Raw genomic sequence first — 18,089 nt, forward strand, 5'->3', positions numbered from 1 at the left:
AAATTAAATTACCTATTAAATAAAGGGACCATGATTTTGAATCAAAAACTCTTTTAGGGGTGATTTTTTAATAGCACACTTTCTGAGAGTCAACAAACAAACTTCAAAAGGAAGTTCGCTCTGAGTCTGCAAGCTATTTTAAGATAACTCTTAATTCAGTCACTATTCAAAGCCTATAGTTACACTAGGTAAGTTGAAATGCTGCCCATAAATACGCGATTCTAATTGACTCAATTTTCCTTTCCATTGGGATTTTAGTGGATATTATATACAAATATCGATTCATTGCCAATTGCGGTAAATCCTTGCTTTTTACTCTCTTGCCTGCTATACTTAGGCGTATTCTTAAATATTATACTGGATTTTCAAGAATGAAATAAATATAAGAATATTTGGATCTTGCTTAGTGTTATAGATTAAAAAGTGAGATGAATATCAGAAAGTTCCTGTTTTTGTCTGTCATCCTGAGTTTTATGACAAGCATAGAAAGGATTATTTATGAAGACTTTCATTAAAATTTTGTTTTTTATTCCTAGACTAATATGGAATATTATTTGGAGCATCATTAAAACTCTTATTATTCTTGCTGCTATTATTTTTGCTTTTCTTTATTTTACAAATAATCATAAAACAGACTTGGAATCAACGATCTCCGAACAATGGAATAAGATAACGACTTTTTTTAGTAATGACTTTAGTTTGCCGGATACGATGTCTAAATTATCAACAGATAATTATAAACATGAAGCAGGGAGTCGTTGGAGTCAAAATAGTGCTAGTGTTTATATAGCTTCTACTGATAAAACTATTGTTAAGGCTTACCAAACTGCTCTGGCTAATTGGAATGCAACAGGAAGTTTCACTTTTAATATCATTTCGGATAAAGCATCAGCAGATATTACAGCAAAGGATTATTCTGATGTAAATTCGCAAGCCGCTGGTTTAGCTGAAACAGAAACGAATGCAGTGACCAATCGCATGAGTCATGTTGATGTTAAGCTTAATCGCTACTATCTTTTAGATGCAAGTTACGGTTATAGTTTTGATAGGATAGTCCACACAGCAGAGCATGAGTTAGGGCATGCTATAGGACTTGATCATGATGATAAAGAAACTTCGGTAATGGCCTCATCAGGTTCCTACAATGGTATTCAAACAGTTGATATAACTGCTGTTAAGAAGCTTTACGCTAATTAAATGTGAGTAAAATAATAGTTTTATATCACTTTATTATATAAATTTAATATTATTGACATATACGAAACAGTCTCTTGATTGATTTTTTATCTCATTAAAAGAAAATGATAAAATTCTAAAGCTTGCCAAATACTTATTTAGTAATGATTTTTATCCTTGGACGCTCTTGTGAAAAAAGAGTGTTTTTAATATAATTATAAAATAAAGGAAAAGTTTTTTAAAAAAATCAAAGTATTTTGTATTGAAAATGTAATGAAATAATGCTATTATGACAAAGATGTATCATTTGGCTTTACATTAATTTCAATTTATCATGAAGAGGGAACATGAAAAAGATTAAAGTTATGCTTGTCTTTGGTACAAGACCAGAGGCCATCAAAATGGCGCCCCTGATTATATCTTTAAAAGAGCAGACTGAACGTTTTGAAACAGTAACCGTAGTAACTGCTCAGCACAGACAGATGCTTGATCAGGTGTTAGAGACATTTAAGATTAGGCCTGATTATGATTTGAACATTATGAGTAAGCAGCAGACCTTGTCAACCATTACAACAAATGTTATTAATAAACTTGATGAAGTCTTAAAGAGTGAGAAACCTGATATTATTTTAGTTCATGGTGACACAACGACAACTCTTGCTGCTAGCATCTCTGCTTTCTATAATCAAATTAAAATTGGTCATGTTGAGGCAGGCCTTAGGACTTGGAATAAATACTCTCCATTTCCAGAAGAAGTTAATCGCCAGATAACAGATGTTGTTTCAGATTTGTACTTTGCACCAACTAATCAAAGCCGTGATAATCTCTTGAAGGAAAATCATCCTGCTCAACATATTTTTATTACTGGAAATACTGCTATTGATGCTCTTGATTTAACTGTTAAAGAGAACTATCATCATGATGTTCTTACTAAAATTAAATCAGATAATAGGATTATTTTAGTAACAATGCATCGTCGTGAAAATCAAGGAGAGCCGATGAGAAGGGTCTTTAAGACGCTTAAATCAGTGTTAGCTGATTATCCAGATGTTGAGCTTGTTTATCCAGTTCATCTGAGTCCTGCTGTTCAAAAGGCAGCAAAGGATATTCTAGCAAATACAGAGCGTATCCATCTGATTGAACCGCTTGATGTTATGGATTTTCATAATCTAGCAAATAAGAGTTATTTTATTATGTCAGATTCTGGTGGTGTCCAAGAGGAGGCGCCATCTCTTGGGAAGCCTGTCCTTGTCTTACGTGATACAACAGAGCGACCTGAAGGAGTAGCAGCAGGGACTTTAAGATTAGTTGGTACTCAAGAAGATAGTGTCAAAAATGCTATGATAAGTTTGCTGGATAATAAAGAAGAATACGATAAAATGGCCCAGACCCAAAATCCTTATGGCGATGGTCAAGCTTCAAAACGTATTTTAGAAGCTATTTCTTATTATTTTAATAATGGCGCGCGGCCGGATGATTTTGGAACGGGGGAATAATTTTAGAATGAAACGTTTGTTAAAATTTTTCAGCATGCTTTTATTTATGCTATTAGCTGCTGGATTAGGTCTTTATGTTGCTCTTCAATATGGTTTGCTTATCTTAGAGGTTTATGCCTTTCTTATTTTTATGGCTATCATTACTCCTTGGTTTTTAACAGACCTATTAGTAACTTGGACCGAACTCTTTTCTATTATTATTGGTTCATTTATCTTGTCTGTGGGTATTTCATATATCCCTTTGTATGACCGTTTAGCTTTAATTTTAGTTTTGCCTATAGTTTTAATTACTGCTAATCAAGTAGAAGCTTTGTTTTTAGAGAAAAAAGGTGCGATTGCAGTTCAAACCTCTAAGGCCAAAAGCTATTATGAATACTATGCTCGTAAGGCACAGCATTCTGAGGACGTCACTATTCAAACAATGTTGGTTAGTTGGGCTCATGCTGAACAATTTAAGCAAATTCAGCCTAAAGAGTATTATGCTAGTATTAAACGCATTAATCGTGCCATTTTTAAATCCAAACATGACAGTGACCGTGTTTTTTATTTGAGAAATGGTTTGTTTCTTATTGTTCAAATAAATTCAGATCCCAACTGGCATCGCGGGATGGAAGAAGAGGTTAGTATCAATCTTAGCAGTTTGCGTTTCAATAATGAGGCAACTAGCCATGAAATTCAGTTCCAATATGGTTATCAATTAGTTAATCATGATAATTGGGAACGTTATGCTTATTATGAAGATATCCTCAAAAGGCTGGAACGTCTTTTGGAAACTCATATTATTGTAGAATATTAGGTAAGTGGAGATTATGAACTTAACAAACTTATTTTTTAACATTGGTCTTGGCATCAGTCTCTTTTTTGCGGCCTGTTTTGTCACCTTGTTTATTAGTTATTTAGTTATTTTAGAAAGAGTTAATAAAAATTTTAAGGCGGTGGATGATGATGAGTCAAATTCTAATGATTATTAGTTTAATTTCGATTTGGTCTTCCTTAGCTATGGCATTGATCATCCTTATGTCAGCAGTTCATTTTTGGTTTAAGCACAGTGATTTTGATGTTGATACCAGCCCTTTGCCAGAATATCCGATGGTGACAGTTGTGGTTCCAGCTCATAATGAAGATGTTGTGATTGCACAGACAGCAAAGGCTATTTTGGATATGAAGTACCCAAGGGATAAGCTTGAAATTATTCTTTTTGCTGATAACTGTGAAGATAATACGTATCAGGAAATGCAAAGCATTAAAGCTTTGCCGCAATATGCTGATCGAGATTTGACTCTGATTAATCGTAGTGGTACTGGTGGAAAAGCTGGTGTCTTAAATGATGCTTTGAAGATAGCTAAAGGTGATTATATCTGTGTTTATGATGCGGATGCCATGCCTGAAAGAAATGCTCTTTATTTCCTTGTTCAAAAGGTTATGGAAGATCCAGAACGTCATGTGGCAGCTTTTGGTCGAAATAAGACGCGTAATGCTAATCAAAACTTCCTGACTCGTTGTATTAATCAGGAAATCGTTGTTACCCAACGTATCCAACATGTTGGTATGTGGCATTTGGGAAAAATTGGACGGATTCCTGGTACCAACTTTATTATCAATACGGAATTTGTTAAGAGTATCGGCGGCTGGAGAAATGGTGCCCTGACAGAAGATACGGATATCTCCTTTAAAATCATGCAAAGTGGTAAGTTGATTGCCCTTGCCTATAATTCAGAAGCTTTCCAGCAAGAACCCGAAACGCTGAAATCTTATTATTTGCAAAGAAAGCGCTGGGCTAAAGGTAACTATGAGGTTGTTATTGCTAACTTTAAACACCTTTTTGGCCGTGGTAATTGGCGTGTCAAATGGGAAGTCTTCTACTATACTTGTACTTTCTTTTGGTTTAATGCAGCCATTGTGTTATCAGATATCTTATTTTTCTCCAATTTGATTGCATTAATTATTGGTCTATTTAAGCCAGGTGTGCAGGTTCCCTTTGCTTTTGATGCTAATAATATTTACATGGCACAGCTTTTGCTCTTTAACTGGTTCTTAATGATTTTGCTTTATCTCTTGCAAATTTCCATTTCACAGGCGACTCAATATGGTCAGGCAACCGTTAAACAAATTTGGATTGCCTTATTGGCTTACTTTACTTATACGCAGCTCTTTATTATTGTATCCATTTCATCAGTAGCTTCTGTTATGATGGATAAGATTTTACATCGTGAAGGAACCAAATGGGTTAAAACAAAACGTTTTGCAGGCTAGAGGAGAAGAAAGTGAAAAAAAAGAAATTAAAATACATTTGGCTTATACTTTTGCTAGCAACACTGGCTGTAGGATTTTATTTTATCCGAGTGAAAAGTACTAATGATATGCAAAGGAATACCTATAAAAATTGGTCTAAATATTATGTTGTAACTCATGGAAAAAGTGCTTATATAAAGACGGCTACTAGTGATGAAGGGACAACTGCTCTTTCTGAAGGACAGGGTTATGGAATGTATATTGCCATTAAAGCTGCTAAGAAGGGCATAACAACTAAGTCCCAATTTGCTAAGCTCTACAAATATTATATGAATCATCGCACTGCCAATACGCAGTTAATGTCTTGGAAACAAAATATTAAAACAGATGGTTCAATTGAGGATTTGTCAAACAGTGCAACGGATGGTGATCTGTATATTGCTTATGCCTTGATTAAAGCATCAGAGCTCTGGTCTGATCAAGCTGATACTTATAAAAAACAAGCTAGGTTGCTTTTAAAGGATATTTTAACTTATAATTACAATTCAGAGACGAAATCCTTGACTGTTGGTAATTGGGCTGTTAAAGGGACTGATTATTACGATCTCGTTCGCACCTCAGATATACTGCCAGAACAATTTGATGTTTTTTATCAGTTTAGTAAAGATGAGACTTGGAAAACGATCAAGACTTCCATGCTAGCTAGTTTAGAAAAAATGAGCCGTCAGCATAAAACTGGTCTCCTGCCAGATTTTATGTGGGTTCGTGAATCAGGTGAGATAAAGGCTGCCAAGGCTAACCTTATTGCCAGCAAATATGATGGTGATTACTACTATAATGCCTGTCGTATGCCCTATAATTTAGCTAAAAGCAATGATAAAAAGAGCCAAAAAATACTTAAGAAGATGATGAATTTCTTCATGACCGAAAAGACCATCTATGCGGGTTATAAGCTGAATGGGGAACGGTTGGATAGTCATCAGTCGGCTAGTTTTGATGCTCCAATTTTCTATGCAGCTAAGAAATTAAACCATAAGTATGAGCGTTTACATCAGCAAGAAAAGAAAGTTTTTGTCAAGGGTCTGTCATCAACAAACTATTATGACTCAGCCCTAACAACGATGGCTGTTTTGGATCAATAAACAATGTAAAAAGGATAACTGCGGTTATCTTTTTTACTATCTCAACTAGCTTAGTCAGTCGAGATCTGATACAATAGAATTATGATTATTTTACAGGGAAACAAATTAGAGCGCTCATTTTCTGGTGATGTGCTCTTTGATAATATTAATCTTCAAGTAGATGAACATGATCGTATCGCCTTGGTTGGACCTAATGGTGCTGGTAAGTCTACACTCTTAAAAATTCTCGTGGGTGAAGAAACAGCAACATCAGGTGAGGTCACTCTCAAGCGTGATGTAACCCTGTCGTATTTGGCTCAGAATAGCCGTTTTAAATCTGATAATACCATTTATGATGAAATGCTCCATGTTTTTGATGATTTACGTGCGACTGAGAGACATTTGCGCTCTATGGAAGGGCAAATGGCAGAGTTGGTCGGAAATGATTTTGATAAACTCATGGCTGATTATGACCGCTTATCCGAATCCTTCAGGCAGCAGGGTGGTTTCACTTATGAGAGTGACATCAAAGCTATTCTCAATGGTTTTAAATTTGATGAGTCTATGTGGCAGACGAAAATTGCTGAACTCTCAGGCGGTCAAAACACGCGCCTAGCTTTGGCCAAGATGCTTCTAGAAAAACCAGAACTGTTGGTATTGGACGAGCCCACCAATCATTTGGATATTGAAACCATTTCTTGGTTGGAAAATTATTTAGTCAATTATCAAGGAGCTTTAATCATTGTTAGTCATGACCGTTATTTTCTTGATAAGGTAGCGACAGTTACGCTTGATTTGACCCCTCACTCTCTAGATCGCTATGTGGGAAATTATTCCAAATTCATGGATCTTAAGGCTGAAAAAATTGCCATGAAAGAGAAAAATTATGAGAAGCAGCAAAAAGAAATTGCTAAATTAGAGGACTTTGTGCAGCGCAATATTGTTCGTGCATCAACGACCAAGCGGGCACAGGCTAGGCGTAAGCAATTGGAAAAAATGGAGCGATTGGATAAACCCGATGCCAGTAAAAAATCTGCCAATATAACTTTTCATGTTGATAAAGCCTCCGGAAATGAGGTTTTAAAGGTTACTAATGCAGCTATTGGTTATGATGACAAGATATTAGCGCAGCCTATTGATCTAGATGTTAGAAAAATGGATGCCCTTGCTATCGTTGGTCCCAATGGTATTGGCAAATCAACCTTGCTCAAGTCCATTATGGGGCAAATACCATTTATTCATGGGAGCTCAGTTTATGGCTCAAATGTACAAGTCGGTTATTATGACCAGACCCAGTCCAATCTGACAGCGAGCAATACCGTTTTAGAAGAGCTTTGGTCAGCCTTTCCAAGGACAGCAGAAGTGGATATTAGAAACCGTTTAGGTGCTTTTCTCTTTTCAGGCGACGATGTCAAGAAATCTGTTGCCATGCTGTCTGGTGGTGAACGTGCGCGCTTGCTTCTTGCCAAGTTATCCATGGAAAACAATAATTTCCTCATTCTAGACGAACCTACTAATCACTTAGATATTGACAGTAAGGAAGTGTTGGAGACTGCTCTTATTGATTTTGATGGCACTCTTCTCTTTGTTAGCCACGACCGTTATTTCATCAACCGCGTCGCGACAAAAGTTCTCGAAATCTCCCAAAATGGTTTCACCCTTTACTTAGGTGATTACGATTATTATCTTGAAAAAAAAGCAGAGCGAGAAGCAAAGACAGAGTTCCTTCAACCTATGCAGTCAGGATCCCCTTCATCCTCCTTGGCTGCCGCCACGGACTATCAAGCCCAAAAGGCCAACCAAAAAGAAGAACGCAAATTAAAGAGGCGTATAGCCGAAATTGAAGAGCGCTTAGAAACCATTGAAGCGCGTGAAACTGAAATTAATGAGGCCATGCTTACTACTAATGACTTTACTCAATTGGCCGACCTGCAAAAAGAACTAGAAAGCGTTCAAACAGAACAATTGGAACTTCTAGAAGAATGGGAAGAATTGAGTGAGCAGCTGGAGGATTGATTAAAAAAAGAGGTTGGGGACAAAAGCGTTCCAACTTTTTTAACAGTCTGTTGGACTGTTAAGCTTGTCTAATCCCATAAATGTCCGTCTATGTCAGTACCTAATCCACCTTCCGTAAGGTAAAAAGATAAAATAGAAGTCGTGATTGCGTTACGACTTACCGATTTTTGTTCCCCTCTCGTAAATGTTAATAAATTATAATATAAAGCACAGATGTTATTTATCTGTGCTTTTATCATCTTCTATTTCTCAAACTCCGCTTTGCTTTTAACATCGCCGTATTCTTCAGCAACCTCTAAGCTAAGAATGTCCTCATAGCGAGGTAGTTGAATATCAATGCCATACTTGTTATGTAGAGCTGTTGTCACAAGGCGGTAAGCTAGATTAGCATTACGCGAAAGAATGGGACCGTGGAAGTAGGAGCCAAAAACATTTTTATAGTGGACGCCTTCGCTGCCATCCTCTTTATTATTACCATTTCCATAAATAACTCTCCCTAAAGGCTTTTCGTCATCAGACAAAAAGGTCCTTCCTTGATGATTCTCAAAGCCGTAGTAGGTTTCGTTAAATTCGTCATTATGAATCTTGATATCACCAATGTAGCGATTATCTTTTTGATTAAGCGTATAGTGACCCATAACACCAATACCGTCAATGCGGACGCCATTGGCTTGAACATAATATTGTCCCAACAACTGGAAACCGCCGCAGATAGCTAGGACAACCTTATTATTTTGAATAAAGCTGGCAATAGCAGAGCGTTTATTAGGCAAATCCTTAGCAACAATGGATTGCTCATAGTCCTGACCGCCGCCAAAGAAAACCATATCATACTTGTTAGCATCAAAATCATCGCCGATTGAGACAATATCAAAAGTCATTCGTATACCTAATTTTTCACCAACATATTTAAGCATGAGAACGTTTCCGTTATCGCCATAGGTATTGAGCAAATTGCCATAAAGATGAGCAACCCTGATATCATATAAGTAATCCTTGTCAGCAGGAGATTGTAGAGAAGTATAAGTCATTAATGCATCTCCTTTCTTACTGCGTGACGGCTGGCTAGTAATTCGCGGAATTCCAACATGGCTGTGTAAGTAGCTAGAATGTAGGCATGATCAGCCTCTTGTTTTTCAATCATACTTAGAATGTCTTCAAGTTTTTCAGCCTGCTCAATCTTTGTTTCATTGTAACCAGTAACACGCAGACGTCTGGCTATTTCTGAATGGCGGACACCACCTGTAAAGATTTGTGGAATGTTCATATCTAAAATGCTCTCAAAATTCGCATCCCAAATCCAGCTGGTATCAATGCCATCAGCATAATTGGCATTGAGAAGGACAGATAAGGTGAAAGGATAAGGTGCTAGTTTAATCATTTCTAGTGCTTGACTGGCACCAACAGGATTTTTTATTAAAACAAGAGTACATGACTTATCGCCGATTTTAAAGGTTTCTTGGCGTCCAAAAACAGCACGGCTCTTGTCAAAGCCAGCCTTGATTTGTTCAGGAGTTACACCGAGAAATTCTGCAACAGCGACTGCAGCCAAGGCATTATAGATATTATAAAGGCCGCCGACATTGATCTTATAATCCTGTCCGTCAATGATGAACTCAGCTTGAGTGTTGCTAATCTTGGTTAGCTGAGTCAAGCTGTAATCCAGATGAGGACGGTGAAAACCACAGTTGGGGCAGATGTAGTCGCCCAAGTTGGCATAAGTATTAAGCTTGTATTGTAGGATATATTCGCACTTAGGACAGACGATGCCTTCAGTATTGTAATGTGCCAAGTGAGCAGCTTCTTTTTTTGTATCAAAACCATAGTAACGCACAGGATTAACAACTGTTTTGGCGTTAAAGAGTGGGCTATCTCCATTAGCTAAAATAGTTGCTTTTGGCGCTTTGGCAGCACCGTCCAAAATCATTTGATAGGTAGTATAAATTTCACCGTAACGATCCATTTGATCACGAAAAATATTGGTGAAAACAAAAAGGCTGGGCTTTAGATAATCTGTAATTTTAGGAAGGCTGGCTTCATCAATCTCCAGCACCGCAATCTTTTTACCATTTCTAGATTTTTTAGCAGTTAAAAAAGTTGAGGTAATTCCTGTAATCATATTGGCACCACTAGGATTGGTTAGCACCTGACCGTAAGCCTTTTTTAAAATTCCTACTGTTAAAGCTGTTGTTAAGGTTTTTCCATTAGTGCCTGTGACAACAACAATGTCATAATCTTTAGCAAGTGTATCTAAAATATCTTTATCGCACTTAAGAGCAATTTTTCCAGGTAAGGTAGAGCCGCGCCCTATTTTACTGAGAAAAAAGTGTGCTGTTTTACCAGCTAAAATTCCTATTCTCGATTTTAAAGTCATATGAACATTTTATCATAAAAAAAGCGTTTGAGATACAGAAAAATCACTTGAAAAATGATATAATAAAGAAGTATATAGCTAAGTTTGATATTAAAAAGAAAGAATTGTATGAGTAGTTTATTTAACGTTAATGCCCAATTTTGGGCTAGTCTTATTGATAGTCCTTTAAAAATTTTAGTTCATATTCTTGATATTGCTATTGTATCATGGTTGATTTATAAATTTATCAAAGCCTTAGCAGGTACTAAAGTGATGTCTTTAGTTCAAGGAGTTGTTCTATTTGTTCTCTTTAAATTTGTCGCAGAATTCTTAGGATTCACAACAATTGCTTTTTTGATGAACCAAGTTATTACTTATGGTGTTATTGCCGGAGTTGTTATCTTTGCTCCTGAAATTCGGTCTGGCTTGGAACGTTTTGGACGAACACCCCAGTCTTTTATCCAAAGACAGCAGCTGAGTGATGATGAAAAATTAGTTGCCGCCTTTGTGAAAGCTGTGGCTTATATGAGTCCGCGCAAAATTGGAGCTTTGGTATCAATAGAAGAGACTCAGACCCTAAGAGAATATATTGCCACTGGAATTCCTTTAGATGCAGATATTTCTGGAGAATTACTGATTAATATTTTTATTCCTAATACACCTTTGCACGATGGTGCCGTTATTGTGGAGGGAAATAAGATTGCTGTTTCTTGTGCCTATCTTCCGCTTTCAGAGTCCAGTCATATTTCCAAGGAATTTGGAACGCGCCACCGTGCTGCCATTGGACTTTCAGAAGCTTCTGATGCCTTTACCTTTGTTGTTTCCGAGGAAACAGGAGCTATTTCTGTTGCTTATAAAGGTGATTTTATCCATGATTTGTCCCTTGAAGCTTTTGAGGTCTTATTGCGGGAGCATTTCATTAAAGAAGAACCAAAGAAAAAGAATTGGATGAAGCAATTCTTTGGAGGACGCCATCATGTTTAAGCGGTTTTTTACTAAACGTCTCTGGTTAACTCTTGTTTCAATCTTTTTTGCCATTCTCTTGTTCTTGACAGCTAATTCAGTCAATTATGGTTCAAGAAATCAAACAACTGGCCTTTTGCAGACATATAACCATACCTTAGAAAATGTCCCTATTGATATTAAATATGACAGCAATAAGTACTTCATTAGTGGTTATTCTTATGATACAGAGGTTTATTTGACCTCAACCAATCGGGTGAAATTGGATTCAGAAATCAATAATGACACCAGACATTTTAAAGTTGTTGCTGACTTGTCAAATGCTAAAGAAGGTACCAATAAGGTTCCTTTGGAGATAAAAGATCTTCCTAGTGGTGTCAGCGCAGAAGCTTCACCGACGACTATAAATGTGACCGTTGGTAAAAAGAAAACAAAGACGTTTAAAGTTGTTGGTAAAGTATCTGATAATCAAATTGCTGATGGTTACAAATTAAAGAAAATTTCTACTAGTGCTTCAGAGGTAGAGGTTACTAGCGATGAGTCCACTATTGAACAGATTGATCATGTAGTAGCTGTTCTTCCGGAGAATCAAGTCCTATCCAAAGATTACAGCGATTCAGTAACCTTGCAGGCTGTTTCTGAAAACGGTAAAATTTTACCAAGTATTATTGACCCAACAAAAACAGACTTAGAGGTTGAGGTTGAAGAATTGTCAAAAAAAGTACCGATTATTGTTGAGTTAACAGGTCAAATTAACAGCAGTCTGTCTGATATTCGCTACGAATTAGCTACAAAAGAGGTTCTTGTCTATGGTAAACAAGAAAATCTCGAAAAAATCTCTTACATTAAGGCTAAAGTTAATATTTCAGATGTTACTAAGGATACAACAAAGACAATTCCCTTAGCTGCGGATAATCTTAAGATAAGTCCTGCAAAAGTAACTGTTAAGTTGACAGCTAAGAAAAAATAATATTATAATGATTAAAATTAATGGAGGAAGATGCTTAGCATCAAATAGTTATGGGAAAATATTTTGGTACAGACGGCGTACGTGGTGAGGCAAATGTAGAACTAACACCGGAACTGGCTTTTAAACTTGGACGTTTTGGCGGCTATGTTCTGAGTCAGCATGAACCGGAGCGCCCGCGTGTTTTCGTTGCCCGTGATACTCGCATTTCTGGAGAATTGTTAGAATCAGCTCTTGTTGCTGGATTGCTTTCTGTTGGTATTGAAGTCTATAAACTAGGTGTTCTGGCAACACCGGGGGTTTCTTATTTAGTGCGTACTGAACAAGCCAGTGCAGGTGTCATGATATCTGCTAGTCACAATCCTGCGCTTGATAATGGTATCAAATTCTTTGGTGGTGATGGCTTTAAATTAGCTGATGAACAAGAAGCAGAAATTGAAGCTTTATTAGATGCTAAAGAAGATGACTTACCCCGTCCTTCAGCTCAAGGATTGGGAATGGTCGTTGATTATCCAGAAGGACTTCGTAAATACGAAAAGTTCTTAGTGTCAACAGGTTCAGACCTTGAAGGAATGAAAATTGCTATTGATGCAGCAAATGGTGCTGCATCTTACTCAGCCCGCCAAGTTTTCCTTGATTTGAACGCTGATATCACTGTTATTGGCGAGGAGCCGGATGGTCTCAATATTAATGATGGAGTAGGATCTACTCATCCTGAGCAACTTCAAAATCTTGTTAAGGGATCTGATTTTGTTATTGGCCTTGCTTTTGATGGCGATAGTGATCGTTTGATCGCTGTTGATGAGAATGGTGAAATTGTTGATGGTGATAAGATTATGTATATTATTGGCAAGTATCTTTCTGAAAAAGGAAGGCTGTCTAAAAATACGATCGTCACAACCGTTATGTCAAATCTCGGCTTCCATAAAGCTTTGGATCGTGAGAATATTAACAAAAAAATCACAGCAGTAGGTGATCGTTATGTTGTTGAGGAAATGCGACGTTCGGGCTATAATCTCGGCGGTGAGCAATCTGGTCATGTGATTATTATGGACTATAACACAACAGGTGATGGTCAGCTGACAGCTATTCAATTGACCAAAGTGATGAAAGAAACAGGTAAAACTTTGTCTGAATTGGCCAATGAAGTGACGATTTATCCACAGAAATTAGTTAATATTTATGTTAAAAATGACATGAAAAATAAGGCTATGGAAGTGCCAATGATTGCACAAATCATTGAAAAAATGGAAGCTGAGATGGCTGGCAATGGTCGCATTCTGGTTCGTCCAAGTGGAACAGAGCCCCTCTTGCGTGTTATGGCAGAAGCACCTAGTACAGAAGAGGTCAATTATTATGTAGATACCATTGCCAAAGTTGTCCAAGCAGAAATTGGCATTTAAAAATGGTGTGTATTGGACTGAGATAGCTTTTATGATTACTTACTCCTTGTAATCAATAGAAGCTATCTCAGTCCTTTTATTTTATCGTTAAAATTATTCAAAAGTAAGAGATAAATGTCAGAAAAAATAAATTATGTTATACTGAATATAACCTCGAAAGTGTAAGCGCTTTAATGTCGAAGGAGGTGACTTTATGATCGATAAAATGACTCAGTTAGTTGAAGATTCTTTAGAAGAAGCAAAGGAATTGGCTATTACTCATCGTAATTATCAGCTGGACATTCCCCATTTATGGGCTGTCTTGGTAAAACCTGATCAATTTGCTTTTCAATTCTATCAATCTTTAGAAATAAATACCAATCAGCTGATTGAGATTATCAATAAAGAAATAGATAAAATCCCAGTCCTTTCAAGTACAGAAAAAAGCAGTTATGCACGTTTATACAGTCAGCGTTTAAAAAATTTATTGGATGACGCGCATCGGGAAATGATTGATTTAAAGGATCAGGTGCTGACTGTAGAACACTTGATCTTGGCACTTTTTAACCAACAACGCAATCCCATTACTGTTTTTTTGCTTGAACAGGGTCTAAACAAAGAAAAACTTTATCAAAAGATGCATAGGATTCGTAAAGGGAAACCTGCTATTTCTTCCAGTCAAGAAACTATTTATGATGCTTTAGAAAAGTATGCTGTCAACTTAAATCAGCGTGCTTTAGATGAACCTGTTAATAAAATTATTGGTCGTCAGGATGAAATGAATGATATTATTCGTATTTTATCGCGTAAGAATAAGAATAATGCCGTTTTGGTTGGTCATTCAGGTGTTGGAAAAACAGCCATTATTGAAGGATTTGTTCAGCGGTTAGTTAAAAATCAAGTTCCGAAAAATTTGCAAGGTAAGGTCATTTACAGTCTTGACATAGGAGCCTTGCTGGCAGGAACTAAATACCGCGGTGAATTTGAAGAACGTTTTAAAGCTCTTCTCAATGATATTATAGACTCAAACGGTCAGATTATTCTTTTCATAGATGAAATTCATTCTATTGTCAGTGCAGGACGGACAGAGGGTTCTGTTGATGCGGCCAGTATTTTGAAGCCGCTTTTGGCTAGAGGAAAAATTAGAATTATTGGTTCCACTACCCATGCAGAATACCGTGAAAGTATTGAATACGATAGGGCGTTAGAAAGACGTTTTCAAAGGATCTTAGTTCATGAACCAGATCTTGATTATACCATGGAAATTCTTAAAGGTCTCAAGCCCATTTATGAAAATTTTCATGGTGTCAGACTTGAAGAAGATAGCTTGGAAGCTGCCGCAAGCTTGTCCAAGCGTTATATTTCTGATCGCTTTTTGCCAGATAAGGCTCTGGATTTAATTGACGAAGCCTGTGCTGCTAAGCGGCTTGCTTCTCATGCTTATCCCGTGCAAATGACCAATTTGTCTCAGCAACTTATTTCTGAGAAAATTCGTTTATTGCGTTTGACCGATTCTGACACTGACGATAAGTTTAAATTAAACAGTCATCTTGAGCAATTAAAGGAGCAAAAAAGCCAATTATTAGAAAATTGGCAAAGGGAAAGAGAGCTCCTAGATCAGGTACAAGAGCTTCGTTCACATTTAACGGCTTTAGAAGAGCAGGCTAATCTTGCTCTTGAAAATAATCAAGTCGCAGATTATGTCCGTCTAGAAGATGAGGAAATAAGGAAATGTCATCAAAAGATGACAGCTTTAGAAAAGGAACGTTTAGACAGTCAGAAGATAATTAATGTTACTGTGACTAGAGAAGATATAGCAGCTGTTGTTGAACGCTTGACAGGCATCAAAGTACAGGGTGTTATGGAAAACGAGCGTGATCGTCTCTTGCACTTAGAAGAATTATTGCACCAAAAAATTGTTGGTCAAGATCAAGCCGTACAAAAGGTATCTCAGGCCATCATTCGCTCTCGTGCTGGCATTCAAAACCCTAAACGTCCAATTGGCTCCTTCCTCTTTTTGGGACCGACTGGTGTGGGGAAAACAGCGCTTGCTAAACGTTTGGCGGAAGTTCTTTTTGGCAGTGAACTTGAGATGGTGCGTCTCGATATGTCTGAATATATGGAAAAACATGCTGTCGCACGTTTAGTAGGACCACCACCAGGTTATGTCGGATATGAAGAAGGAGGCCAATTAACTGAGGCTGTTCGTCAGCGTTTATACTCTATCGTCCTACTTGATGAGATTGAAAAAGCTCATCCTGATGTTTTTAATACCTTACTGCAGGTTTTAGATGAAGGGCGTTTGACGGATTCAAAAGGGCGAACCATTGATTTTAAAAATACCATCTTAATTATGACCAGCAATATTGGCTCAACCAATATTTTACAAAGTCTGCAAGATAGTGGCTGCATTACTTCAGAAGTCCGTTATAAAGTTCTAGATGAGCTGAATCACAGTTTCAGACCAGAGTTTCTTAATCGGATTGATGAGACGGTACTCTTTAATGCTCTTTCTGAAAAAGATATGACAGGTGTTGTTAAGGTCATGGTTTCTGATTTGCAAGCTCGCCTCTTAGAACAAGATATTCATCTGACATTGACTGAATCGGTTTATACCCTCTTAGCTAAAGAAGGTTTTGATGCAGCTTTTGGTGCCAGACCCATGCAGAGGACAATTATGCAAAAGTTAGAAAACCCTTTGGCTTTATATCTTATTCAAAATCAGAAAAATAAAGAAAAAGAGACTTTTGTGACAGTATCTGTTAAGGATAAGAAACTCAAATTCACATTCTCATAGTTTTCTAATTTTCACAAAATATTACTTTTTTAAAGAAAAAGACTAATAGTTAAACCCTTGATATACAAGCGTTTACTGTTGGTTTTTTAATTTTAGAAGTGCAATAAAATTTTTAATTCACAAACTTTTTTGCTTGAAATCCCTATCAAAAAGTACTATAATATAGAATATAGAAAGCGTTTTCAATATTATAGTACAGTTTCTTTTGCAAGAAAGGAGTGTGATATTTTGGCTAAGTATGATCTTTTAATTATTGGTGCTGGACCCGGTGGTTATATTGCAGCTGAAGAGGCTGCAAGATTAGGCAAAAAAGTTGCTGTCGTCGAAAAAAAAGACATTGGCGGAACTTGTTTAAACGTTGGCTGTATTCCTTCCAAGGCTTATCTGCAGCACAGTCATTGGTTATTATCAATGCAGGAAGCTAACAAATACGGCATTTCAACTAATCTTGAAAGTGTAGACTTTGCTAAGTTAGTCAATCGTAAAGATCAGGTTGTTTCGACTTTACAAGGAGGCATTCACACAACTTTTAAATCTCTAAAAATTGATTATTATGAAGGCCAAGCACAATTTCTTAAAGACAAGACCTTTATGGTCAATGGTGAAAAGATTTCTGGGAAAGATGTTATTTTAGCGACTGGTAGCCATCCTTTTATTCCGCAAATTCATGGTATTAATTCGGTGAATTACCTAACAACAGATAGCTTTTTCAATTTAAAAGTTTTACCAGAGAAATTGGTTATCATTGGTGGGGGTGTTATTGCGATTGAATTAGCCTTTGCCATGCAGCCATTGGGTGTGAATGTCACTGTCATTGAAATTGCCCCGCAAATACTATTGACAGAGGATAAAGCTGCGCGTGCTATTATAAGAAAGAAACTCAAAACAATGGGAGCTCATATTTTTGAAGCTGCTAAGATAGAAGAAGTAAATGCTCAATCAGTTATTTTAGAGGGGGATGGCGCTCAAGAATTTGACCAGTTGTTAGTTGCAACAGGACGTAAGCCTAATACAGAATTAGCTCAGGAAATGGGATTAAAGCTAACAGAACGTGGTTTTGTCAAAGTTGATGATTACTATGAAACGTCTACTCCACATGTTTATGCTATCGGTGACTTGACGGAAAGTTATATGCTAGCTCATGTTGCCAGCATGGAAGGCATCAAAGCTGTTAGAGCTATTTGTCGTCAGGCACAGGATCCTGTTGATGCTCAAGGTGTACCGCGTTCGCTCTACACCAATCCGGAAGTGGCTTCCTTTGGATTGAGTGAAGAGGAGGCTAAAGAACAAGGTTATGATGTCCTCGTTGAACAATTACCATTTTCTTTCAACGGACGGGCCATTGCATCAACAGAGACGCAAGGATTTGTTAAACTGATTTCGGAAAGGAGGTATCATCAAATTTTAGGGGCTGTTATTGTTGGCGAACATGGGACAGATTTGTTGCAACAATTGATTTTATTGAGACAGGCAGAAGGAACTTTTGATCAAGTTGTTGATGCAGTCTATGCCCATCCGACAATTTCAGAACTCATTCAAGAAGTTGCTAAGCGAATTGTTCAGTAAAGACTTTAAAATAGGAGGAA

At 37.1% G+C, this 18,089-nt stretch carries 14 protein-coding genes; 12 read left to right on the forward strand and 2 right to left on the reverse strand.

Annotation, left to right across the window (positions count from 1 at the left end; genetic code table 11):
• Nucleotides 1-498: 498 nt before the first annotated feature.
• The 7 genes from FNL60_RS03760 to abc-f all read left to right on the forward strand — a co-directional run bounded on the left by FNL60_RS03760 (nt 499) and on the right by abc-f (nt 8,041).
• Complete coding sequence (locus tag FNL60_RS03760; RefSeq protein ID WP_002263103.1) at nt 499-1,197, forward strand: M57 family metalloprotease; 699 nt, start codon at nt 499-501, stop codon at nt 1,195-1,197.
• Nucleotides 1,198-1,523: 326 nt separating this feature from the next.
• Nucleotides 1,524-2,672: a non-hydrolyzing UDP-N-acetylglucosamine 2-epimerase gene (gene wecB / locus FNL60_RS03765; RefSeq protein WP_002263104.1), complete on the forward strand. Its 1,149-nt coding sequence runs from the start codon at nt 1,524-1,526 to the stop codon at nt 2,670-2,672.
• Nucleotides 2,673-2,679: 7 nt separating this feature from the next.
• The gene (locus tag FNL60_RS03770; RefSeq protein ID WP_002266195.1) at nt 2,680-3,468 is read left to right on the forward strand and encodes a hypothetical protein; all 789 of its coding nucleotides are present in this window, start codon (nt 2,680-2,682) and stop codon (nt 3,466-3,468) included.
• 13 nt (nt 3,469-3,481) lie between these two features.
• Complete coding sequence (locus FNL60_RS03775; RefSeq protein WP_002263106.1) at nt 3,482-3,643, forward strand: hypothetical protein; 162 nt, start codon at nt 3,482-3,484, stop codon at nt 3,641-3,643.
• Entirely contained in the window at nt 3,615-4,925 is a 1,311-nt protein-coding gene (locus tag FNL60_RS03780) for a glycosyltransferase family 2 protein (RefSeq protein WP_002267735.1), read from the forward strand. The genes FNL60_RS03775 and FNL60_RS03780 overlap by 29 nt, the downstream gene beginning before the upstream one ends.
• Before the next feature lie 11 nt (nt 4,926-4,936).
• Nucleotides 4,937-6,046 (forward strand): glycosyl hydrolase family 8, encoded by a 1,110-nt coding sequence (locus FNL60_RS03785; RefSeq protein WP_002263108.1) that lies wholly within the window; start codon nt 4,937-4,939, stop codon nt 6,044-6,046.
• Nucleotides 6,047-6,127: 81 nt separating this feature from the next.
• Nucleotides 6,128-8,041 (forward strand): ribosomal protection-like ABC-F family protein, encoded by a 1,914-nt coding sequence (abc-f, locus tag FNL60_RS03790; RefSeq protein ID WP_002279908.1) that lies wholly within the window; start codon nt 6,128-6,130, stop codon nt 8,039-8,041.
• Nucleotides 8,042-8,283: 242 nt separating this feature from the next.
• On the opposite strand, the gene gatD is transcribed toward abc-f, so the two are convergent.
• Nucleotides 8,284-9,072, reverse strand: coding sequence for a lipid II isoglutaminyl synthase subunit GatD (gatD, locus tag FNL60_RS03795; RefSeq protein WP_002263110.1), 789 nt, complete (start codon nt 9,070-9,072; stop codon nt 8,284-8,286).
• Complete coding sequence (gene murT, locus FNL60_RS03800) at nt 9,072-10,415, reverse strand: lipid II isoglutaminyl synthase subunit MurT (protein WP_002270956.1); 1,344 nt, start codon at nt 10,413-10,415, stop codon at nt 9,072-9,074. The genes gatD and murT overlap by 1 nt, the downstream gene beginning before the upstream one ends.
• 108 nt (nt 10,416-10,523) lie before the next feature.
• Here murT and cdaA point away from each other — a divergent pair, with 108 nt between their 5' ends.
• From cdaA to lpdA, 5 genes are all read left to right on the forward strand, one after another.
• The gene (gene cdaA / locus FNL60_RS03805) at nt 10,524-11,378 is read left to right on the forward strand and encodes a diadenylate cyclase CdaA (protein WP_002263112.1); all 855 of its coding nucleotides are present in this window, start codon (nt 10,524-10,526) and stop codon (nt 11,376-11,378) included.
• Complete coding sequence (locus tag FNL60_RS03810) at nt 11,371-12,327, forward strand: CdaR family protein (RefSeq protein ID WP_002279909.1); 957 nt, start codon at nt 11,371-11,373, stop codon at nt 12,325-12,327. Before cdaA ends, FNL60_RS03810 begins: the two co-directional genes overlap by 8 nt.
• 50 nt (nt 12,328-12,377) lie before the next feature.
• Nucleotides 12,378-13,727, forward strand: a complete 1,350-nt coding sequence (gene glmM / locus FNL60_RS03815; RefSeq protein ID WP_002267731.1) for a phosphoglucosamine mutase — start codon at nt 12,378-12,380, stop codon at nt 13,725-13,727.
• Nucleotides 13,728-13,920: 193 nt separating this feature from the next.
• On the forward strand, nt 13,921-16,503 hold the full coding sequence (locus FNL60_RS03820; protein ID WP_002279910.1) for an ATP-dependent Clp protease ATP-binding subunit: 2,583 nt from the start codon (nt 13,921-13,923) through the stop codon (nt 16,501-16,503).
• 228 nt (nt 16,504-16,731) lie between these two features.
• Entirely contained in the window at nt 16,732-18,069 is a 1,338-nt protein-coding gene (gene lpdA, locus FNL60_RS03825) for a dihydrolipoyl dehydrogenase (protein WP_002264928.1), read from the forward strand.
• Nucleotides 18,070-18,089 lie beyond the last annotated feature (20 nt).

Origin of the sequence: Streptococcus mutans (genome assembly GCF_006739205.1) — a bacterium.
Lineage (GTDB): Bacteria > Bacillota > Bacilli > Lactobacillales > Streptococcaceae > Streptococcus > Streptococcus mutans.